This is a genomic window from Streptomyces niveiscabiei, from assembly GCF_033794345.1.
GTDB lineage: Bacteria > Actinomycetota > Actinomycetes > Streptomycetales > Streptomycetaceae > Streptomyces > Streptomyces niveiscabiei.
In genome coordinates this window covers 1-20206 of sequence record NZ_JARAYJ010000014.1, presented here as the reverse complement: position 1 = coordinate 20206, position 20206 = coordinate 1, and the positions used below count along the sequence as shown (strand labels likewise).

Here is a 20206-nt window from a genome sequence, read left to right as displayed (position 1 = left end):
GAGGAACAGCTCAAGGAGTGCCGGGAGCGTCCTCGGTCGGGAAGTGGCCGGCGCCCGGGACCTCGACCACGGGTGCGTCGGGGTGGCTGAGCCTGAACGACGGGATCACGTACTCGGGCAGCAGCGCGGTGCCCTGCGGGCCCTCCAGGACCTGCCGGGGGAAGGGGCTGGAGTACGCGCGGATCCAGGTCGGCGTGGCGATCTCGGGTCGGGCGGCATGGTGCAGGTCGATCAGCAGGTGGGCGATGGTGCGACCCGCGTTTCCGAGGATCTGCTCGAACGCAATGTGTTCGTTCGCGTCGTACGTGCGGTCCTGCGGTGTCTCGCTCTTGCCGACGTCGACGTAGTGCCGGCGGAAGCCGGCCGCCCCGTTGAAGCGGGCGGGATACGGCAACGTGCCGTCGAACGTCTCTTCAGCAGCAATCACGGGATCTCGTGCCTTCCGGTGCGGCGTTGTCCGTACTGACCGCGGTCATGAGGCCCTCCGAAGGATTGCTTCTGAAGCAGCTTTCATCGGCTGGCTCACTCTTGCGTCGAGCTGCGCGCGACGCCCTGAACGTCATCAGCCAGTCCGAACCGAGCCTGCCCGGCGAGCTCAGGACGGTTATGGACTGAACAGTCAGGAACCTAGATAGTTCTGTACTGAGTTGTCAAATGCGATGGGTCGGCTTTACCGTCGATGTATGGCCAGACCACGAAGCTTCGACCGCGACCACGTCCTGCATGCCGCCGAGCGGCAGTTCCGCGCCTCGGGCTACAACGGCACGAGCGTCGACGACATCAGCGCCGCCACCGGCCTGGGCCGCGGCAGCCTCTATGCCGCGTTCGACGGCAAGCACGGCGTGCTGCTGGAGGCGATGGCCGGCTACTTCACCCGGCTGTCGCAGGGGCCGCGGAACGCGCTCGCCGGACCGGACGAGGGCGCCCTGGAACGACTGCACGCGTACTTGCTCCGCGCCGTCCACGGAGTACCGCTCGCCGCCGACATGCCCCCCGCCTCCGACCGGACGGCGGCGGCCTGCTTCGCCGCCAAGATGGCCCTGGAGATCGGCGCCTCCGACGCCGAGGTGCAACGCCTGGCCGGCGACTGCTTCTCCGTGGTCCGGACAGCGGTGGCCGAGTGCGTGCGAGCGGCGCAGCGCAACGGCGACATCGACCCCGACGCGGACCCCGACGACCTCGCCTACCTTCTGCTGACCATCATCCGCGGCACCGACGTCGTAGGCGCGTACGGCCACAGCCCCGACCGCCTGACCTCGATAGCGGAGAGCGCCTTCGCCTTGCTGCCCCGCCCGCGCCACCGCCGCGAAGGCGCCGAGCCGTCCAGCGACACGGCCCCGCCGGAGACGCCCGCGTGACACGGCGACCGTCTCACGCGTCGGCCGTATCGTCGTCAACTTCCTCCGCTGCGGCGATGACTCCGCCGGACTGCGGGGGAAGCCGGCGGCGTACCCCGACGCCGAGGTGAACCGCCAGGACACTTCCAGCCGGTCCAGTTCGGTGCGGAGTTCGTGGATGGCCCGGGCATGGACACTGCCGCACGGCGGTGATCGGGGCCGCGCGCCGCACCCTGGACGCCGAGCTCGCGCATCAGGCGCTCGACGGTGCAAGGGGCCACCGCATGTCCCTCCCGGTTCGGCTCGCGTCAGATCCTCCGCGTATGCGGCGGGCGGAGGGCGTCTGGAGGCGGCCGTGAGTCTCAGGGAGTGGCGTTCACCAGCCGGAAGGCCGGGCACACGACGAGCGTCTCGTCGTCGACGGGCGTACCGGCCCGTTCCCAGTAGTCGCGGTGCCCCGCCCGCCACGCCGCCAGGTCGGCGTCGCCCTCGCCCTCGGCGGCGGCGTGTTCCCAGGGGACCTCGGCGAAGGGCATGACGGCCACGGACGTGATCTCGACCGTGCCGACCGGGCGGCCGTCGGTGTCGACGAGGGCGAGGCGCTCGCCGGTGGTCTCCAGGGGCTCGTCCTCCTTGGCGTAGTCGTCGAAGAGGCCGGTCGTCGTGGTCTTGCGGCCGGACAGGGCCAGGGAGTTGAGCCAGACCCGCATGTCGCCCGGGGTGCCCAGCTCCAGTGTCCGCATCCCGTCGACCCGTGGCCATGTCATCGGTGATCTCCTCTCGCCGTCGGCGTTCGCCGGATTCGGCAGCCGTCAAGGTTGTTACCATGCATGTTCGTGGCGAACGGGTGGATGCGAGAGGTGGCGGGCCGGTGAGTACGCCGCTGTACCAGCTGAAGGCCGAGTTCTTCAAGACGCTCGGGCATCCCGCCCGTATCCGTGTGCTCGAACTGCTCAGTGAGCGTGAGCACTCGGTCGCGGAGATGCTTCCCGAGGTCGGGATCGAGCCCGCGCATCTGTCCCAGCAGCTCGCGGTGTTGCGGCGGGCGAACCTCGTGGTGACCCGCAAAGAGGGGTCGACCGTCCATTACTCGCTGACGGACCCGCGTATCGCCGAGCTGCTGCGGGTCGCCCGCGAGATTCTCTCCGGTGTCCTCGCGGGGCAGGCGGAGCTTCTCGCGGATCTCCGGGCGCCGCTTCCGGGGGCGTCCCGCAACCGCTGAGGCCGGCCCGAACGGGTGTCGGTGGCTTCTTCATGCCCGCGATGTGGTTGACGCGTCATCTTGAGGGTCCTAGGCTTCTGGTTGAAGCGTCAACAACGACCTTTCGGAGGAGCACCATGAACGGCAACAAGGTCATCGCGGTCGCCGGAGCCACGGGCGCACAGGGCGGCGGCTTCGCCCGCGCGGTCCTCGCGGACCCGGAGTCCGGCTTCACCGTCCGCGCGCTGACCCGCGACCCCGAAGCGCCCGCCGCCAGGGAACTCGCCGGGCTCGGCGCCGAGGTCGTACGGGCGGACTTCACCGACGAGGCGAGCGTCCGCGCGGCGTTCGAGGGCGCGTACGGCGCGTTCCTCGTCACCAACTTCTGGGCGCACATGTCGGCGGAGAAGGAGACCGCCGAGATCGAGGTGCTGGCCCGGTCCGCGCGGGCCGCGGGGCTGCGGCACGTCGTCTGGTCGACGCTGGAGGACACCCGCGAACTGCTGCCGCTGACGGACGAACGGATGCCGGTCCTCCAGGGTTCCTACAACGTCCCGCACTTCGACGCGAAGGGCGCGGGCAACCGGCTCTTCACCGAGGCGGGCGTGCCGACGACCTTCCTCAACACCACGTACTACTTCCAGGGCTTCCTCGGTCCCTTCGCGCCCCAGCGCGGCGACGACGGCGTCCTCACCCTGAGCCTCCCGCTGGAGGACGGCAAGCTCCTGTCCGGCGTCGACGTCGAGGACATCGGCCGCACCGCGTTCGCCCTGCTCAAGGGCGGCGAACAGTACATCGGCGAGACCATCGGCCTCGCGGGCGACCACCTCACGGGCGCCCAGTACGCCGAGAAGCTGTCCACCGTGTACGGCGAGCCGGTGCGGTTCCAGCCGGTGCCGTACGACGTCTTCCGCTCCCTCGGCATCCCCGCCGGGGACGAGATCGGCAACATGTTCCAGTACTACGGCGACTTCGACCGCGAGTTCACGGGCGCGCGCGATCTGGCCCGGCTGCGGGAGATCAACCCGGAGCTGCGGAGCTTCGACGCGTGGCTGGCGGAGAACGCGGGCAAGTTCAGTGGGTGACGTGTCATCTTCCGGGGCTTCTCCCCCCTCTCATGTGACCGTACGAGCAAGGCGTTTCAGGAGTTCCAGGAAAAGTCAATAGTGCTCCCGCGAAGCCCTGGCCAGGAAAGTCGGGCGGTGTTTTAGTCGGATGTATCCGAAGTCGTCGCCCATTTCCGGTGCGGGGGATCATGGCGAGGCAGATCAGGCCGGTGCTGCTGGCGACAGGCGCGGCCGTCGTGGTGGCGTTGCCCGGCATCCTCGCCGCGGCGAAACTCACGTCGCCGGCGATGGCCGCCAGCGCGGTCGGACTGGCGGCCGTCGCGGCCGTCTTCGTGGGCTTCTGGAAGGACGGCCTGCTCCAGCGGTTCCAGAAGGACCGCGAGACCGCGGCGTTCGTCCGGGACGGCTGCCTGACGACGGGCGGGGAACTTCCCGTCGTCCGCGCCGTGGCCGACGCGCGGCTGCTCGGGGTGCACGCGGCACGGCGCAGCACGAGCCGTACGACGACGAGCCAACCGCCGTACGTGCCCCGGGACATCGACGACGAACTGCGTGAACATCTCGCGGCGGCCGGGGCGTTCGTGCTGATCGTCGGGGATTCGACGGCGGGCAAGTCGAGGGCCGCCTACGAGGGGCTCACGGCGACGCTGCCGCAGCACACGCTGATCGCGCCGCAGACCCGCACGGCGCTGCCGTACGCGATCGAGCGGACGGAAGGCAGGCCGCGTGCGGTGCTGTGGCTGGACGACCTGGAGCGGTTCCTCGGGGACGGCGGCCTGTCGAGGAACCTGCTCACCCGGTTCCTCGACACGAAGGGCCAGCACCGGGTCGTCCTGGCCACGATCAGGGCGTCCGAACTGGACACGTACCTGCGCACGGACAACGGCTCACGCCCCCTCAACCGGGAGGTCCTCGACGCGCTGGCGCTGGCACACCGCATCGACCTGCCCCGGATGTTCTCGGCGGCGGAGCGCGACCGGGCCGCGACCCGCACCTGGGACCCCCGCATCGGCGCTGCCCTGGACCACGCCGACCGGTTCGGCATAGCGGAGTACCTCTCGGCGGGTCCTGAACTGCTGCACCTGTGGCACGCCGCCCGGGACGGCGGGGACCACGTGCGGGGCGCGGCCCTGGTCTCGGCCGCGGTGGACTGCCGCAGGGCCGGCGTCACCGCCGCGCTGCCCCGCGCCGCGCTGGAGGAACTCGCCGTCCACTACCTGCCCCAGCGCGGCGGGACGCCGTACCCCGGTGAGCCCGTGGCCCAGGCGTGGCAGTGGGCGACCGACGTGCGCACCACGACGGCGCTGCTCACCCCGCTCGGCCCGGACACGTTCGACGTGTACGACTACCTCGTCGACGAGACGACCTCGCCGGTCTCCGACACCGTCCTGACCGCGGCACTGGGCTTCGCGGACGCCGCCGACGCGATGCGCATCGGTACGATCGCCCGCGCGCACGGCCGGTACGTCATCGCGCTGAGCGCGTACGAAGCGGTCCGTGACGCGCGGATCGGCTCGCTGGGGGAGGACGATCCGGACACCCTGACCAGCCGGGGCCATCACGCCGCGGTCCTGCGGGTGCTGGGCCGGCTGCGGGAGGCCGAGGCCGAGCACCGGGCGGTCCTGGAGGCCCGGGTGCGGGTCCTGGGGCCCGACGACCCCGCGACGCTGGTCAGCCGCAACAACCTCGCCCTCGCCCTGCGGGACCTGGACCGGCTGGAGGAGGCGGAGGCACAGCACCGCATCGTCAGCGAGGCCCGTATGCGCGACCTGGGGGAGAACCACCCCGCGACGCTCACCAACCGCAACAACCACGCCTTCGTCCTGCACGACCTCGGCCAGGTCGCCGAGGCCGAGGCGGAGCACTGCGCCGTACTGGCGGCCTACGAGCGGCTGCTCGGCGAGGCGGACGCGACCCCGAACACCGCCGCCGTCCTGCGCTCCCTCGGCCGGCTGGAGGACGCCGAGGCCGAACACCACGCCGTCCTCGACACCAGCACCAGGGTCTTCGACCCCGACCACCCCGACGCCCTCACCAGCCGGGGCAGCCCCACCCTGGTCCTGCACGCCGTCGAACGGCTCGGCGAGGCCGAGCGGATGCACCGCTCCGTGTACGAGGGGTACGCGCGCGTCCTGGGCCCCGACCACCCCTCGACCCTCACCTGCCGGGAGAACCTCGCGGTCGTCCTGCACGCCCGGGGCAAGGTCGTCGAGGCGGAGCGCGAACACCGGGCCGTCGTCGACGACTTCGCCCGGATCCTGGGACCCGACCATCCCTCGACGCTGATCAGCCGCAGCAACCTCGCCGTCGTGCTCCAGACCCTGGGACGGACGGCGGAGGCGGAGAAGGAGCACCGGTCCGTGCTGGAGGCGTTCGTGAGACTGCTGGGACCCGACCACCCGTCGACGCTGACCAGCCGCAACTACCTCGCCGCGCTGCTGCTGGCACAGGACAAGACGCTCCAGGCGGAGGCCGAACAGCGGGTCGTCCTGGAGGGGTTCGGACGGGTGCTCGGCCCCGACCACTCCTCGACCCTGAGCAGCCGGGGAAACCTCGGCGTCGTCCTGCTCGGCCTGCGCCGGTACACCGAGGCCGAACCCGAACTCCGGGCGGCGCTGGAGGGGTTCGCGCGCCGCCGGGGACCGTCGCACCCCTCGGCGCTGAACGCCCGCTCGAACCACGCGGCGGCGCTGTACTGCCTGGGCTCGGTCGCCGAGGCACAGGCCGAACTGCGGGCCGTGCTCGACGGGTTCACCAGGGTGCTGGGCGCAGACCACCCCCGGACGCTGCGCGCGCGGGAGATGCTGCGCAGGGGCGGACGACGCGCGTGAGGGGCGGGGCGTCAGGCACCGGCGCCCGGCTCGCCCAGCGAGTCCAGGAGTTCACCGAACGCGCGCACCGACTCCTCGCACTCCTGCGCCGACCGCCCGACGGCGGTGACCCCCATCTTCCCGAACCGCCCCAGCGCGGGCCACAGATGAGGCACGACACCCCGCACCGCCTCGCGGTCCAGCCGCAGCCGCGGGGACGCGCGCAACGCCGCCAGCAAGGACGCGGTCGGCACGCCCCGGCAGGACGGGGACAGGACGCTGTCGGTCGCGTGGAAGCACACGGCGCGGCCGTCACGGCTCACCAGCCGGCCCGGCGTACACGGGTCGAGCGGCAGGACCGCGCGCACCGTGCGGTGGGGGTGGGTGCTGCCGGTCTGCCGGAGGTTGACCTCGGTGGCGTACAGCGCCGTGCGGGTCGCGAGGAAGTCGACGCCGGCGTGGCCCGAGGCGCCCAGCGCGGTGAGCGCGGTGAAGACCTTGAGGGACTCGCGCTCGACCGCGTCGCGGTAACCGGCCCGCGCCGGATAGCGGCAGCCGAGGAAATCGCCCGCGGTTCCCACGAGCTGGTCGTGCGCGCCGAGCAGCTCCACGCGGGAGTCCCGGCCCAGGTGGGCCAGCGCGCTCGGGTGGGCGAGCCCGTCCCCCGCGTGCCGTTCGACGACGGCACCCACCTCGCCGACCCGGCCGAGGAACTCCGTACGCCGCACGCCCGCGCCCATCGGACGCAGCGTGGCCCGCAGGTCCCGCTCGACGGCGTGGGGGCGGTCGTCGTCGACGGCGACCACGGCGTTGCCGTGCCCGGAGCCGAAACCGTGGTCGAGCTTGACGACCCACCGCCCGGGGCCGTGGACGCGGACCAGTCCCGCGAGCCGGGCCGCGAGGGAGGCCACGTCGTGGTCGGGCAGGTAGGAGCCCGGCAGGTGCGGTACGGCCGCCGCCCGGAACAGCCGGCGGCTGCCCGACTTGTGTCCCCAGCCGAGCAACCGCGTGTCGGCTTCGAGGAGTTCGGTGTCCAGGGCGTGTGCGAGGGAGGCCATCCGGGCACTGGAGGCGAAGCACGCGAGGCCCTCCACGGTGTGTCCGGCACGGCGCGCCAGCGCCACGGTGCGGGCCAGCCGCCGCAGCAGGTGCGGGTCGCCGAGGACCTTCTCGCTGAGGTGCCGCTCGCCGTCGTCGTCGATCTCGATCAGGGCATGCCGGGCCCGGCGGTCCGCGGCGGCTGCCGGGCCCGCCGGCACGAGGTCCAGGAGATAGTTCTCGACCTCCGCGCCGACCGCCGGTGCCTGGAGCATGACGACGGCGAGATCGGACTCGCCGGCCACCCGCAGCGACTCCCACAGCCCGCGGGAGGACGACAGCCAGCGGCCCGAGCCGAAGGACATCTCCCGCGCGCTGAACTCCTGTGAGGGGCACACGAGGCGCAGCCGCAGACCGGTCCGGGACCTGAGGGTGGCGTCCAGCCGGTCGAGGGACTCCGTGCGAGCCCGCGCGGTCACGGCCGCAGTGCCCAGTCCAGCGCCGACCGCACGTGGATGAGAGTGGTGTCGAAGACCGGGAGCGGACTCGTCTCCTCGTCGAGGAGCAGCCCGATCTCGGTGCAGCCGAAGATGACGGCCTCGGCCCCGCGGGCCTTCAGGGACTCGATGATCCGGACGTAGGTGTCCCGGGAGGAGTCGAGGACCTGGCCGAGACACAGTTCCTCGTAGATGATCCGGTGGACGCTGTCGCGGCCCTCCGGCTCCGGCACCAGGACCTTCAGTCCGCGGGCCGTGAGCCGGTCCCGGTAGAAGTCCTGCTCCATCGTGTAACGCGTACCCAGCAGCGCGACCCGCTCCACACCCGCCCGCTCCAGCGCGTCCGCCGTCCCGTCCGCGAGGTGCAGCACGGGCACGCCCAGCCCCTCCTGGACGGCGTCGTAGACACGGTGCATCGTGTTCGTGCAGATCAGGACGCACTGCGCGCCGGCGAGCTCCAACTGGTGGGCGCGCTGGGCCAGATACTTCCCGGCCCCCGCCCAGTCGCCGTCGGCCTGCATCTTCTCGATCTCGGCGAAGTCGACGGAGTGCACCACGCACGGAGCGGAGTGCAGACCGCCCAGGCGCTCCCGGACTCCCCGGTTGAGCTCCTGGTAGTAGTACGCCGTCGACTCCCAGCTCATACCGCCGAGGAGACCGATGACCTTCATTCCCTCACCCTTTCCCACCGCACGACTCCAGCGCGCGGCCAAATCTTTCCAGCAGTGAATCGAGGCGTGCCTCGGACGTGCCGAAATTGAATCGGACAAAACTCTCCAACGAGGCGCCGAAAACGCTACCAGGCTGGAGGGAGATCTTTGCCGACTTTGCCAGGAGATGGTGTGCGCCGGAACCGAGAACGGTTCCCAGATCCATCCAGCAAAGGTAGGTGGCGGACGGCTGCGTGTACCGAATCTGTGCGAAATCCGACATGAATTCCGTCACTCTGGTTCGATTGATGGCCAATTGTGCCTTCAATTGATCCAGCCAGTCGTCACACGCTTCCCACGCCGTGATCGTGGCCGCGATACCCAGCACGCTCGCCCCGCTGCGCAGGTGCCACGGCAGTCTCTGGAACCGGATGCGCAGCTCGTCACTGCCGAAGTGGCCGACGGCGCAGCGCAACCCGGCGACATTGAAACTCTTCGCGGCGGAGGTGAAGACGATCGTACGTTCGGCGGCATTCCGTACGGAAGCGATCGACAGGAATTCCGATTCCGGATAGACGATCTCCGCGTGGATTTCGTCGGCGAACACCACCGCGTTCCTGCGCACCGCCAGATCGGCCAGCCTCTCCAGCTCGGCCCGGCCGAAGACCCGGCCCGTCGGATTGTGCGGCTGGCACAGCACGACGAGCCGCAGCCGCGCGGCCGACTCCACCGCCGCCCACCCGTCCCCGCCGGCCTCCCCCACCGGCAGCAGCAGCGCACGGCGCCCCAGCGACCGGATCGCCTCCAGGAACGGCGGATACGTCGGGCTGTGCACCAGGACCTCGTCACCCGGACGGGTGAAGGCCAGCACCGCGCAGCACAGCGCCTGCGCCACCTGGGCGCACACCTCGACCCGTCCCGGATCCGGCGACCACCCCGCAAGACGCCGCGTCCGCTCGGCGAACACCTCCGCCAGCCGCACCGGAGCCCCGCCCGTGTAGTCCGGATAGCCGAAACCGGACCGGTCCACCGCCGCCGACAGCACCGCCCGGATCGGCGGCGCCACCGCGAAGTCCAGCTCGGCGACGTCCGCCGGTATCACCCCGTCCGGGGCGCGCCCCCACTTCAGCCCGCGCCCCGCCCGCAACTCGTCGTCAGTGAGCGCGATCAGCGGCATGTTCCGCACCCCGCACCCCGCGATGCGTCACCTGGAGCACCGACACGACCCGCACCCGCGACCCGGCGGGCACATCGGTGGTGACCCGCGCACCCGACTCGATCCGGCAGTCGTCCCCGATGGTCACCGGCCCGAACACGGACACGTTCCCGGCGAACTCCACGCGGTCCCCGATCCGCGGATGACGCCGGCCCACCCACTGCGCCGGACCGCTCCTGATCGCCCGGCTGCCGAGCACGACGTTCTGCAACAGGTAGCAGTCGCTGCCGATCCGCACCTGCTCCCCGATGACCGTCCCGTAACCGTGGTCGATGACCGCACGGCTGCCGATCACCGCCGCGGGATGGATCTCCACCCCGCTCTCCCGCTTCGCCCACTCCGCGATACGCCGCGCGGCGACCAGGACACCCCCGTCCTGCGCCAGGGCCACCGCGAACCGGTGCAACTCGTGAGCCACCCGGTGTGCCAGCAGCGCGCGGAAACTCAGATAGCTCTCGTACGCGTACACCGGGCTCGACCTCGCCGCCGGATCCCTGGCCACGAGCGCGTACAGATCCTCCAGCACCCGCAGCGGGACGTCGGCCGTCAGCTCCTGCGCCGCCCCCGGCGTCAGCCCGCCGCGCGCGAGATCCCCGCCCACCCGGCGCAGGATCCGCCTGACGTCCGCCTCGACCCTGCGCACCGGCACGGTGTCCTTCACTCGTAGTCCTCCCCGCGGTCGTAGAGAAAGGAGACCAGGACGTTCCCCGGCGACGCCGGGCGGCTCTTGAGCACGGCCGCGAAATTGGCGTGGCTGCTGGGGCCGACGAACACCCGGTGCTCCTCGAACAGCCTCGTCCCGGCCGCCGCCACCTCCCCGTCCGTGACGGGGACGACTGCGGCCAGCTCCCCGCTCGGGAAGAAGGGCGCCGGCTGCCCCACCGAGAACCCCTGGAGGCCGTGCTCGCCGTGCCGGTCGGCCAGCAGATCGCAGTCCGGTGGCTCCACCCCGACCACCTCCACCTCCCGGAACCACTGCCGCAGGGCCGACGAGACACCCCGCGCGGTCGCGCCCGTGCCGAGCCCGCTGACCAGCGTCACCCGCGTGTCACGCCCATGCCCGCGGCCGATCAGCTGCGCCAGGATCTCCGCCCCCGTCCCCTGCTCATGAGCGGCGGGATTCGCCGGATTTCCGAACTGGTTCAGATAGTGGAAACGCCCGGGAGCCGCGCGCAGGATCGACTGGACGGCCGCCTCATTGTCCGCGCAGTCCGGATGGCTGATCCCCCGGTCCACCACTTTCGCACCCAGCCGGCCCGCGATCTCTTTCTTGATCCTCGAATATCCCGGGTCGGTGACCAGGACGAGTTCATGGCCCCGTAATCGTGCCTCCAGCGCGAGACCGATCCCCAGATTTCCACCGGTCCGCTCGACGAGCGCCGTCCCACCACCGCGTACGATCACCCCACGCCGCTCGGCGTCCTCGATCAGCGCACGCGCCACTCGCGCTTTATGGCTCCGGCCGGGATGCAGGAACTCGCACTTCAGGAAAGTGTTCGGAAGTACTTCCAGCAGTGGTGTGGGAAGAATGGTGTCCGACATGAACAGAGCGTAGTACTACGCATGGTAACCATCAAGGGAGGAAGGGCGGCCCGCCATTCCGCTCAGGCGCACCGGAATTCCGCCCTCCCTCCCGGACCCGTCAGTCCGCCCAGACGTCCCACCACTGCTGGGACTGGAAGTTCTTCTGCCAGAGCTGGACGCGGGCGCCGTTGCCCCAGACGTTGGCGTCGCGGTCCAGGACGATGTTGCCGCCGCCGTAGAAGCGGGCGTTGTAGATCGCGCGGTCGCCGGCCGGGTGGGACCAGCTCTGCTGCGAGGTGTTGTTGCAGTCCCAGATCTGGACCTTGGTGCCGTTGGCGCCGCCGCCGTTGGTGTCGGCGTCCAGGCACTTGCCGGGGAAGCGGTAGCTCTCCAGCGCGCCGTTGTTCCACAGGTACCAGCGCTGCTGGGTCGTGCCGTTGCACTGCCAGACCTGGACGATCGTGCCGTTGCCGCCGCCGTTCGCGTCGACGTCCAGGCACTGGGTGGTGGGGCGGTTCGCGAAGTCGTTGGTGATGCGCACGGGCAGGTCGAGGACCTTCTTCAGGGCCGGTGCGGCCAGGCCCGGGGCGGGAGCGGTCCAGTGGACGGGCTGGGACGGGGGCGCCGCGCTCGTCGAGGGGGTGGCGGCGTTCGCCGAGGGCGTGAAGGCCAGAGCGGTGGCGAAGGCCGCGGCGGTCACCGCGGCCCAGCGTCCGGTGCGGGGCATGTGCTCTCCTTGTCGCTGGGGTCGGTCCATGTCGCACAAGTCGAATCCCGTACGGGGGTCACCTCAGCACAGCGGGACGAGCACGCGGCACGCGCGAACAGGCCAAGCCTGTGTGTTTCCGGTGCGTCCGGTGGGGAACGCCGGCCCCGCCGGCCTCACCCGTCCCGCCGGTCAGTCGAGCGCCGCCGCCATCCTCCGCACCCCCTCCGCCACGTTCTCCGGGGACGTCGCCAGGTTCATCCGCACGAAGCCGGCGCCCCCGGTGCCGAAGGCGGGGCCGGAGTTGAGGGCCACCCGCCCGCGCCGGAGGAAGACGTCCGCCGGGTCGTCGCCGAGGCCCAGCGCGCGGCAGTCCAGCCAGGCCAGGTACGTCGCCTGCGCCGGGGTGTACCGCACGGCGGGAAGGTGCCGTGCCAGGAGCCCGGCGAGGAGGCGCCGGTTCTCGTCGAGCCCCGCGAGGACCGCGTCGAGCCACTCCCCGCCGTCCCGCAGCGCGGCGGTGTGCGCGATGACGCCGAGGTGACTGGGGCCGTGGCCGACCTCCTCCGGGAGCCGCGCGAGATCGTCCCCCGCGCCGGGTCCCGCGACGGCGATGGCCGCCTTGAGCCCGGCGAGGTTCCACGCCTTCGACGCGGACATCAGCGACAGCCCGCTCTCCGCGCCGGGCACACCGAGGTACGGCACGAACGCCGCGCCCGCCGCGACGACCGGCGCGTGGATCTCGTCCGCCACGACCCGCACGCCGTACCGCGACGCCAGCGCCGCCACCGCCGTCAGCTCCTCGGCCGTGTGCAACGTACCCGTCGGGTTGTGCGGGCTGCACAGCAGATACGCGGGCCGGCCGCCCTCTGCCGCGAGCCGTGCGAACGTCTCCTCCAGAACGGCGAGATCCAGGCGGTCGTCCGCGCTGAGCGGGGCCTCGACGACCGTCCGGTCCATGTTGCCGAGGAACTGGTAGAACGGTGTGTACACAGGGGAGTTGACGACGACGGAGTCCCCGGGGTCCGACACCAGCTTCAGCATCTCGACGACGCCCAGCATCACGTCCGGCACGATCGCCGTACGCTCCACCGCGAGCCCCTCCCACCCCCACCGCTTGCCCGCGAACCCGGCCAGCGCCTCGGCGTACGCCGTCCCCACCGGGTACCCGGTGTCGCCGAGCGCGACCGCGTCCGTGAGCGCCCGCGCGACCGGCTCCGCCAGATCGACGTCCATCTCCGCGACCCACATCGGCAGGACGTCCCGCGGATACGTCCGCCACTTCATGCTCGTACGACGCCGGAGCCGGCCGAGGGGGACCTGCCGCAGAGGGTTCGTGTTCTCCATGCAGCCAAGCTAGGCGAGAGGCGGGACGGATCACCCGTCCCTTTCACGCCGAGCCCGCAGGCAGCCGGTGCGGAAAGGACGAAGGGGGCCATGGCCAGCGGGAGGCGCGTAGGGGCCAGCCACCCCCCACGCGTCGACCGACCGGGACTCTCTCGCGGGGCCGTGCGGTTCGCCAAGGCGTGAGTCGCCGGCCAGTTGCTCGCCGAGGCCCGGCATCGCTCGGCCGCCCGTGCACCCGCATCGAGCGGGAAATCGTTGCTGTCACCGAGGATGCCGACCTGCCCGTTGCCCTGAACCGGCAATCCTGCATGGGATTCATGCACTGTGCGGGGTGACTCATCGTCTTCGTCCGCACCCTCGGCTTCAGCCGCATCCGCAGCGTCTCGGCGTCCCGGTGGTTCGACGGCCCGTCCGGTCGCTTCGCAGATTTCCTTCCCCCGCTCAGTCGGTGCCAGGACGCCGCCCGCTCCGAGGGGGTCAGTGTGCCGAGATGAACTCGTGCACGACGCGGTTGAACTCCTCGGCGTGTTCCATCTGGGCCCAGTGGCCGCAGTTGTTGATGAGGTACAGCCGGGAGGACGGGATCATCAACATCAGCCGCAGCGCGTTCTCGAAGTGGACGGCGCGGTCGTTGCGCCCCTGCACGATCAGCGTGGGCACGGTGAGTTCGGCCAGCAGCGGCGGGCCGTTGAGATCCCCGGTGGACAGCGTGAGCCTCATGTTCTCCAGGTGGTCGGGGCGGGCGAGGCCGGCGTCCTCGGTGAGCGCCGGGTCGTACGCGAACGCCGCGACCATCGCATGGTGCGCCGTGAACCGGAGCGCCGTCCTTCCGCCCAGCGAATTGCCGACGATGGCGACCTGGTCCAGTCCGAGCGCGTCCATCGCCAGTTCCAGCGCCTCCACGTGGTCGCCGGTCGCCCGGCACGGCGGTGTCGCTCTTGCCCCAGCCGGGCATGTCGATGGCGATCACACGTCCCCCCGTCCTCGAAGGCCTGGTTGACGGTCCGGCTGCCGGACGGCGAGGTCGCTGGGGGCCACCTGCGCCCCTCACCCCGGACCTGACCGCGGAGCAGTGCGCGAAGGACTACGAGCCCAACACCGGGCGCGTCATCGTGGACTTCCTGGAGGAGGACGACCAGCGGGCGGTCGGGGTCCCGGCCGCGCTGGTGGCGAACCACGGGCCGTTCACCTGGGGGGCCACCGCCCGCAAGTCCTTGGAGCACGCGATCATCCGCGGGGCCGCGGCCGACATCGCCCCGCACACCCTCAGCCCGGGCGCGAGCTCGGCCCGGCGGTACCCGTCCTCAGCGGGTGCGCAGCCAGGGGTCGACGACCTCCGCGAGTCCGTCCCGGCCGCGGAAGACGTGCCCGTTCAGGCCGACCGCCCGAGCCGCGCGGACGTTCTCCTCGCGGTCGTCGACGAAGAGGAAGTCGGCCGGCGCGGACTGAAGCGCGACGACGCAGTACTGGAAGGCGGCCGGGTCGGGCTTGGCCGCGCCGATCCGGCCGGAGAAGGCCACGTGGTCGAGGTCGTTCAGCCAGGGCTGGGCGGCGAGGAAGGCGTCCGCGTGGTCGGCGGGGATGTTGGACAGCAGCGCGACCCGGGCGCGCTCCCGCAGCCCGAGCACGTACGTGATCATGCTCTCGTCGACACGGGACCAGCTGTCGATGTCGGTGAGCCGCAGCTCCTCGATCGTGTCCGCGTCGGCGGGGCGGGACAGCGCGTGCAGGACGTCGGTCCAGTACGCGGACGCGGTGTGCCGGCCGGCGTCGTAGGGCGGGCGGTGGGTCCAGTAGGCCGTGGCGAAGGCGTCGGCGGAGGTGCGGCAGCGGGCGGCCATCTTCTCCAGGGCGCCCGGGCGCTGGTGACGGGCTATGACCCCGAAGAGGTCGAAGAGCACGATGCTGCGGCGGTCGGTGGACATGCGGATCCTCGGGGGCTCGGGGTGTGCGGTCAGTGCCGGTGGGGGAGGGCGCGGGCCAGCGAGTCCAGGGCGGCCAGTCGGCCGGGGCCCGCCGGCGCGAGGACGACGCTGGTCGCGCCGGCCGCGTGGCGGGCGTCGATCGCCGCACGGGCCTGGTCGGGGGTGCCGGCGATGCTCAGCGCCCGGACCCACTCGGCGGGCATCGTCCGCGCGAAGTGCCGGCCGTCGGGGCTGGCGGCGCGGTGCGCGTGCAGCTCCTCGGCGAACGGCAGCGGGTCGATGTGCGCGGCCCACTGCGGCTCGCCCACCGATTCCAGGGCCGCGCGGACCCGGGTCAGGGCCGCGTCCTCGTCGTCGTCCACGGCGGCGGCGTCGTAGACGACGATCTCCGGAGCGTTCCCGGCGGCGGGGCCGAGGTTGCGCAGGGACGCGGTGATGTACCCGGGGGCGGCCGGCTCGGCCAGCAGGAGTCCGTCGGCGGCCTCGCCCGCGACCGCCTGCGACTTGGGGCCGCGGACGCCCAGGATCACCGGCGGGACGATGTCCGGGATCTCGGTGAGGACGACGCCCTCGCAGCGTACGTACCGGCCGTTCTCGGGGCCGGGCTCACCGGCGACGAGCAGGCGCAGCGCCCTCGCGTACTCCTTGATCAGGGTCAGCGGGCTGGCGGGCCAGGCGCCGGCCTGGCGCATCCAGGCGGGCATGCCGTGGCCGATCCCGGCGATGACCCGGCCGGGGTGGAGCTGGGCGAGGGTGGCCAGTTCCATCGCGGCGAAGGCCACGTTGCGGGCGCCGGCGGGCATGATGCCGATCCCGACGGTGAGGTTCGTGGTGGACGCCAGGACGGTGGCGGCCTGGGCGACGCCGCCGCGCCAGCCGAGGTCCTCCACGACCCAGACCTGGTCGAAGCCCAGTTCCTCGGCGCGCCGGACGTAGGGCAGCACCTCGGCCACCGGGAGATCGAGCGGAAGCATGACACCGACGCCGCCGTGTGCGGGGTGTGCGGGGGACTCGGACATCGGGGGCTCTTTCGGTCGGCCGGGTGGGGGAGTGCTTGTGCGGCACGGTTGTCAGGGACCGTGCCGCACAAGCGGTCAGTGGGGGTTGCCCGCCGTCTCGTGCTCGCGGGCGCCGTCGGCCGCCGCCCTGTCGCCCCGGCGGACGACGACCGGGTCGGTGCGCAGGACCCGGGCGCCCACGGCGGTGGTCACGCACAGCAGTGCCAGCAGGACGAAGGAGTGGTCGAGGGAGACGAGGTGGGTCAGCCAGCCGATCACGGCGGGGCCGGCGAGCATGCCGACGTAGCCGAGCCCGGCCACGCGGGAGACGTTGGCCCCGGCGGCGGAGGGGTCGGTGTGCCCGGCCGCGCTGAACAGCTGCGGGATGCAGCCGGACAGGCCCAGGCCGAACAGCGCCCAGCCGGTGAACACGGCCCACATCCACGGGCCGACGGTCACCAGGGTGATGCCGACGGCGGCCACGCTCGCGCCGTACCGCAGGATCGCCACCGCACCGAACCGCAGGACGAGACGGTCGGCGAGCAGCCGGCCGAGGGTCATGGCGGCGGCGAAGGTGCCGTAGGCGAAGGCGGCCGTGGTGGCGGGCGCGCCCATGACGTCCTTCAGGTGCAGGGCGCTCCAGTCGTTGGCGGCGCCTTCGCACAGCATGACCATCAGTGCCAGCCCGGCCAGCAGCCAGACCCGGCCGGGGGTGGTGCGGCGTCCGTCGGTCGCCGCCCTGCGGCCGGGCTTCCGGGCGGCGGGCAGCAGGGCGCGGGCCGAGGCCAGGGCGACGACGACGCCCGCGGCTCCCATGGCGGCCATGCTCACGGCCGGGTGCAGGCCGAGGCCGGCCGCGCCCGCGCCGGCGAGCGCCGCGAGGACACCGCCGACGGAGAACGTGGCATGGAAGCCGGACATCACGGGGCGGCCGTACGCCTTCTCCACGTGCACGGCGTGGGCGTTCATGCTCACGTCCAGGCAGCCGTTGCAGAACCCGAAGACCAGCAGCGCGGCGGCGAGCGTCCACGGGTCCTGGGCCAGACCGGGCAGGAACAGGGTCACGCCGCACAGGACGCCCCCGGCCGGGACCACGGTGCGGGTGCCGAGGCGGTCGGTCAGGGGACCGGCCACCTGCATGCCCGCGAAGGCCCCGGCCCCGAGCACCACCAGCAGGCCGCCGAGCGCGGCGTGGCTGATGCCGACGCGCTCCTCGACCGCCGGGATGTGCACCACCCAGGTGCCCATCAAGGTGCCGCACAGGACGAAGTAGACGTAGGTCGCCACACGGGCGGCTCGCAGGGAACGTTCCATGCCGAACACCGTAACGAACATTTGCTGTGTTTGAAAGTCGAGTAAATGAACACATCACGTGTTCGTTTCTTCATGGTGTTCAATCGCCGTATGAGCTACGCAGACCGGCACGGGCTGATCGCGAAGGTCGTCCGGGACTCCGGAGGCGCCACGGTCCAGGAACTGGCGGAACTGACCGGTGCCTCCGAGATGACCATCCGGCGGGACCTCGACACCCTCGCCGCCCAGGGCGTCCTGGAGCGCGTCCGCGGCGGGGCCCGCACCCTGCTGCTGCGGGGCGAGGAGCCCCCCTTCGCGCTGCGCGCCCACGAGGCGGTCGAGGCCAAACGCCGGATCGCTGCCGAGATCTCGGCGCTGGTCGCCGATGGCGAGAGCGTCCTGCTGGACAGCGGCACCACCTGCCTGGAGGTCGCCCGTCTCCTGCGCGAGCGGCCCGTCACCGTGATGCCCCTCTCCCTCCAGGCCATCCACCTGCTCGCCGAGACACCCGGTCCGGCCACCCTGGTCGTGCCCGGCGGACAGCCCCGCACCTCCGAGGGAGCCCTCACCGGGCCCCTCACCCTCGCCTCCCTGGCCGCCCTGCGCTTCGACACCGCGGTCATCGGCTGCTGCGGGCTGACCGCGGCCGACGGCCTGACCGCCTACGACCTCGACGACGCCGCGGTGAAGAAGGCGGGCATGGCCTCCGCCCGCCGTGTGATCGCCGCCGCCGACGGCAGCAAGCTCGGCCACACCGCCTACGCCTGGGTCGGCCCTGCCGACCTCGTGCAGACCCTCGTCACGGACACCACCGCCGCCGCCGAGGAGGTCGCCGCGCTCGAAGCCGCCGGAACCGTCGTCCGGACCGTCTGACCTCGCGTCCCGGGCCTCAGCCCGCGGACGCCCGGATGAACGCGGCGGCCCGCTCGCCGATCATGATCGCGGGAGCGTTGGTGTTCCCCGTGACCAGGGCCGGCATGATCGACGTGTCCGCCACCCGGACGTTCTCCAGCCCGCGCACCCGCAGTTCGTGGTCCACGACCTTGCCCATCATGCAGGTGCCCGACGGGTGGTAGAAGGAGAACGACTGCGTGCGGATGAACTCGTCGATGTCCTGGTCGCGGTCCGACACGGGGGCGAGCCCGGCCTCGGCCGCCCCGCGCAGGTCCGACCGCAGCAGGGACGTCAGCCGCCGCTCACGGGCGATGCGCATGCACAGCCGGACGCCCTCGCGCAGCCTTCGGCGGTCGTCGGGATCGTCGAGGTAGTTGTGGAAGATGCGCGGCTTGGCGTAGGGGTGGGAGTGCCGCAGCCGCACCGAGCCGCGGCTCGCGGGCCGCGCCACGTAAGGCCCGAACGACATGCCCGGCTCCAGCGGCGCGGCGAGACCCTCGTCGCGGACGATGCCCAGCGCCGCGTGCACCTGGATGTCCGGGGCGGGCACGTCGTCGCCGGAGCTGAAGAAGCCGCCGGTCTCGTTCCACGCCATCGGGCCGGTGCCCCGCTCGCGCAGAAGCCGTTCCTCCGCGGAGGTGTCCGGCCCCAGGAGCGGCTCGGTGTCGCTGAAGAAGCTGATGAAGCACCCGGTGTGGTCCTGCATGTTCCGGCCCACGTCCGGCAGGTCGTGCAGCGGGGTGATCCCGCCCGCGGCCAGTTCGCCGGCCGGACCGACGCCGGACTGGAGGAGCAGGTGGGGCGAGTTGTAGGCGCCGAGGGACAGCACGATCTCCCGGTCGGCGTGGATCGTCCGGACGGTCCCGAGCCGGTCGACCTCCAGGCCGGTGGCCCGCGCGCCGTCGAGGCTCAGCCGCAGAGCGGTCGTCGAGGGCAGCACGGTGAGGTTCGGACGGCCCGCGGTCGGCTCCAGGAACGCGATCGCGCTGCTGCACCTGAGGCCGTTCCGCTGCGTGACCTGGTGGTAGCCCACGCCCTCCTGCTCGACTCCGTTGAAGTCCGCGTTGAACTTGTGGCCCGCGTCCTGGGCCGCCTCGACCCATGCCGTCAGCAGCGGGTGGACGGAGTTGGGGTTGCTGACCGTGAGGGGGCCGCCAACACCGTGGAAGTCGTCCGCCCCGCGCTCGTTGTCCTCGGACTTCTTGAAGAACGGCAGGACGTCGTCGTACCCCCAGCCCGGGTTGCCGAGCCGCTCCCACGTGTCGTAGTCGTAGCGGTGGCCGCGGACGTACAGCATCGTGTTCATCGAGCTGGTGCCGCCGACCGACCGGCCGCGGGGCAGGTAGGCGCGGCGTCCGCCGAGCCGCGGCTCGGGTTCCGTCTCGAAGTCCCAGTCAAACGCGGTCTTGAGCTGCTGCGAGAACAGGGCGGGGATCTCGAACAGGCGGCCCCTGGCCGGGGGTCCCGCCTCGATCAGCGCGACCGTGACGTCCGGATCCTCGGACAGCCGGGCCGCGACCGCACAGCCGGCCGACCCGGCCCCGACGACGACGTAGTCGTACGATTCCCTGGCCATTTCGCCTCCAAGAAGCTGGTTTCTGGAGAGGCTAAGGCTTGTCCCGTAACTGCTGGTCACGGGTGGGATGATCTTGGTGTGGCTGGTGTGATCACGGCGTCGGAGCCGTCCTGGATAGCCCCGTTCA

At 71.9% G+C, this 20206-nt stretch carries 19 protein-coding genes and 1 pseudogene; 6 read left to right on the top strand and 14 right to left on the bottom strand.

What is annotated here, in order from left to right:
* Positions 1 to 10: 10 nt before the first annotated feature.
* Entirely contained in the window at positions 11 to 427 is a 417-nt protein-coding gene (locus tag PV682_RS20750) for a hypothetical protein (RefSeq protein ID WP_319731923.1), read from the bottom strand.
* Positions 428 to 683: 256 nt separating this feature from the next.
* On the opposite strand from PV682_RS20750, the gene PV682_RS20745 reads away from it, so the two are divergent.
* Complete coding sequence (locus PV682_RS20745; RefSeq protein ID WP_319731921.1) at positions 684 to 1358, top strand: TetR/AcrR family transcriptional regulator; 675 nt, start codon at positions 684 to 686, stop codon at positions 1356 to 1358.
* A 341-nt stretch (positions 1359 to 1699) separates the two neighbouring features.
* On the opposite strand, the gene PV682_RS20735 is transcribed toward PV682_RS20745, so the two are convergent.
* Complete coding sequence (locus tag PV682_RS20735) at positions 1700 to 2104, bottom strand: ASCH domain-containing protein (RefSeq protein ID WP_319731919.1); 405 nt, start codon at positions 2102 to 2104, stop codon at positions 1700 to 1702.
* A 104-nt stretch (positions 2105 to 2208) separates the two neighbouring features.
* Here PV682_RS20735 and PV682_RS20730 point away from each other — a divergent pair, with 104 nt between their 5' ends.
* The 3 genes from PV682_RS20730 (at position 2209) to PV682_RS20720 (ending at position 6436) form a co-directional block, all read left to right on the top strand.
* Positions 2209 to 2559, top strand: coding sequence for an ArsR/SmtB family transcription factor (locus tag PV682_RS20730; protein WP_055723790.1), 351 nt, complete (start codon positions 2209 to 2211; stop codon positions 2557 to 2559).
* Between the two features lie 116 nt (positions 2560 to 2675).
* Entirely contained in the window at positions 2676 to 3623 is a 948-nt protein-coding gene (locus PV682_RS20725) for an NmrA/HSCARG family protein (RefSeq protein WP_319731916.1), read from the top strand.
* Between the two features lie 170 nt (positions 3624 to 3793).
* Complete coding sequence (locus PV682_RS20720) at positions 3794 to 6436, top strand: tetratricopeptide repeat protein (RefSeq protein WP_319731914.1); 2643 nt, start codon at positions 3794 to 3796, stop codon at positions 6434 to 6436.
* A gap of 11 nt (positions 6437 to 6447) precedes the next feature.
* On the opposite strand, the gene PV682_RS20715 is transcribed toward PV682_RS20720, so the two are convergent.
* The 8 genes from PV682_RS20715 to PV682_RS20680 all read right to left on the bottom strand — a co-directional run bounded on the left by PV682_RS20715 (position 6448) and on the right by PV682_RS20680 (position 14296).
* Complete coding sequence (locus PV682_RS20715) at positions 6448 to 7932, bottom strand: hypothetical protein (protein WP_319731912.1); 1485 nt, start codon at positions 7930 to 7932, stop codon at positions 6448 to 6450.
* Entirely contained in the window at positions 7929 to 8621 is a 693-nt protein-coding gene (locus PV682_RS20710) for an aspartate/glutamate racemase family protein (RefSeq protein WP_319731910.1), read from the bottom strand. Before PV682_RS20710 ends, PV682_RS20715 begins: the two co-directional genes overlap by 4 nt.
* A gap of 4 nt (positions 8622 to 8625) precedes the next feature.
* Positions 8626 to 9777 (bottom strand): MalY/PatB family protein, encoded by a 1152-nt coding sequence (locus tag PV682_RS20705; RefSeq protein ID WP_319731908.1) that lies wholly within the window; start codon positions 9775 to 9777, stop codon positions 8626 to 8628.
* On the bottom strand, positions 9755 to 10477 hold the full coding sequence (locus PV682_RS20700) for a serine O-acetyltransferase (protein WP_319731906.1): 723 nt from the start codon (positions 10475 to 10477) through the stop codon (positions 9755 to 9757). Before PV682_RS20700 ends, PV682_RS20705 begins: the two co-directional genes overlap by 23 nt.
* Positions 10474 to 11358, bottom strand: a complete 885-nt coding sequence (locus PV682_RS20695) for a PLP-dependent cysteine synthase family protein (protein ID WP_319731904.1) — start codon at positions 11356 to 11358, stop codon at positions 10474 to 10476. The genes PV682_RS20700 and PV682_RS20695 overlap by 4 nt, the downstream gene beginning before the upstream one ends.
* 100 nt (positions 11359 to 11458) lie before the next feature.
* A complete protein-coding gene (locus PV682_RS20690; RefSeq protein WP_319731902.1) occupies positions 11459 to 12067 on the bottom strand; it encodes an RICIN domain-containing protein in 609 nt (202 codons plus the stop codon).
* 171 nt (positions 12068 to 12238) lie between these two features.
* Positions 12239 to 13393 (bottom strand): MalY/PatB family protein, encoded by a 1155-nt coding sequence (locus tag PV682_RS20685; RefSeq protein WP_319731900.1) that lies wholly within the window; start codon positions 13391 to 13393, stop codon positions 12239 to 12241.
* A 477-nt stretch (positions 13394 to 13870) separates the two neighbouring features.
* Positions 13871 to 14296, bottom strand: a complete 426-nt coding sequence (locus tag PV682_RS20680; protein WP_407705709.1) for an alpha/beta fold hydrolase — start codon at positions 14294 to 14296, stop codon at positions 13871 to 13873.
* Positions 14297 to 14430: 134 nt separating this feature from the next.
* Here PV682_RS20680 and PV682_RS20675 point away from each other — a divergent pair.
* A pseudogene (locus tag PV682_RS20675) lies at positions 14431 to 14670 on the top strand (class II aldolase/adducin family protein); the annotation flags it as partial.
* 27 nt (positions 14671 to 14697) lie between these two features.
* Here PV682_RS20675 and PV682_RS20670 read toward each other — a convergent pair.
* The 3 genes from PV682_RS20670 to PV682_RS20660 all read right to left on the bottom strand — a co-directional run bounded on the left by PV682_RS20670 (position 14698) and on the right by PV682_RS20660 (position 17630).
* Positions 14698 to 15318 (bottom strand): HAD family hydrolase, encoded by a 621-nt coding sequence (locus PV682_RS20670; protein WP_319731898.1) that lies wholly within the window; start codon positions 15316 to 15318, stop codon positions 14698 to 14700.
* Between the two features lie 29 nt (positions 15319 to 15347).
* On the bottom strand, positions 15348 to 16337 hold the full coding sequence (locus PV682_RS20665) for an LLM class flavin-dependent oxidoreductase (RefSeq protein ID WP_319731896.1): 990 nt from the start codon (positions 16335 to 16337) through the stop codon (positions 15348 to 15350).
* A gap of 75 nt (positions 16338 to 16412) precedes the next feature.
* Positions 16413 to 17630 carry an MFS transporter gene (locus tag PV682_RS20660; protein ID WP_319731894.1) on the bottom strand — a complete coding sequence of 406 codons (1218 nt, stop codon included), beginning with the start codon at positions 17628 to 17630 and terminating at the stop codon, positions 16413 to 16415.
* Between the two features lie 90 nt (positions 17631 to 17720).
* Between PV682_RS20660 and PV682_RS20655 the strand changes: the two genes are divergently transcribed.
* Positions 17721 to 18482: a DeoR/GlpR family DNA-binding transcription regulator gene (locus PV682_RS20655; protein ID WP_319731892.1), complete on the top strand. Its 762-nt coding sequence runs from the start codon at positions 17721 to 17723 to the stop codon at positions 18480 to 18482.
* Positions 18483 to 18498: 16 nt separating this feature from the next.
* Here the strand turns inward: PV682_RS20655 and PV682_RS20650 are convergent, their stop codons facing one another.
* The gene (locus tag PV682_RS20650; RefSeq protein WP_319731890.1) at positions 18499 to 20079 is read right to left on the bottom strand and encodes a GMC family oxidoreductase; all 1581 of its coding nucleotides are present in this window, start codon (positions 20077 to 20079) and stop codon (positions 18499 to 18501) included.
* Positions 20080 to 20206 lie beyond the last annotated feature (127 nt).

Excerpts from the sequence above, each read along its gene's own strand:
- PV682_RS20665 (WP_319731896.1), bottom strand. The coding sequence starts at position 16,337 with ATGTCCGAGTCCCCCGCACACCCCGCACACGGCGGCGTCGGTGTCATG.
- PV682_RS20655 (WP_319731892.1), top strand. The coding sequence starts at position 17,721 with ATGAGCTACGCAGACCGGCACGGGCTGATCGCGAAGGTCGTCCGGGAC.
- PV682_RS20710 (WP_319731910.1), bottom strand. The coding sequence starts at position 8,621 with ATGAAGGTCATCGGTCTCCTCGGCGGTATGAGCTGGGAGTCGACGGCG.
- PV682_RS20650 (WP_319731890.1), bottom strand. The coding sequence starts at position 20,079 with ATGGCCAGGGAATCGTACGACTACGTCGTCGTCGGGGCCGGGTCGGCC.
- PV682_RS20670 (WP_319731898.1), bottom strand. The coding sequence starts at position 15,318 with ATGTCCACCGACCGCCGCAGCATCGTGCTCTTCGACCTCTTCGGGGTC.
- PV682_RS20725 (WP_319731916.1), top strand. The coding sequence starts at position 2,676 with ATGAACGGCAACAAGGTCATCGCGGTCGCCGGAGCCACGGGCGCACAG.
- PV682_RS20685 (WP_319731900.1), bottom strand. The coding sequence starts at position 13,393 with ATGGAGAACACGAACCCTCTGCGGCAGGTCCCCCTCGGCCGGCTCCGG.
- PV682_RS20735 (WP_319731919.1), bottom strand. The coding sequence starts at position 2,104 with ATGACATGGCCACGGGTCGACGGGATGCGGACACTGGAGCTGGGCACC.
- PV682_RS20660 (WP_319731894.1), bottom strand. The coding sequence starts at position 17,630 with ATGGAACGTTCCCTGCGAGCCGCCCGTGTGGCGACCTACGTCTACTTC.
- PV682_RS20705 (WP_319731908.1), bottom strand. The coding sequence starts at position 9,777 with ATGCCGCTGATCGCGCTCACTGACGACGAGTTGCGGGCGGGGCGCGGG.
- PV682_RS20690 (WP_319731902.1), bottom strand. The coding sequence starts at position 12,067 with ATGCCCCGCACCGGACGCTGGGCCGCGGTGACCGCCGCGGCCTTCGCC.
- PV682_RS20745 (WP_319731921.1), top strand. The coding sequence starts at position 684 with ATGGCCAGACCACGAAGCTTCGACCGCGACCACGTCCTGCATGCCGCC.
- PV682_RS20695 (WP_319731904.1), bottom strand. The coding sequence starts at position 11,358 with ATGTCGGACACCATTCTTCCCACACCACTGCTGGAAGTACTTCCGAAC.
- PV682_RS20720 (WP_319731914.1), top strand. The coding sequence starts at position 3,794 with ATGGCGAGGCAGATCAGGCCGGTGCTGCTGGCGACAGGCGCGGCCGTC.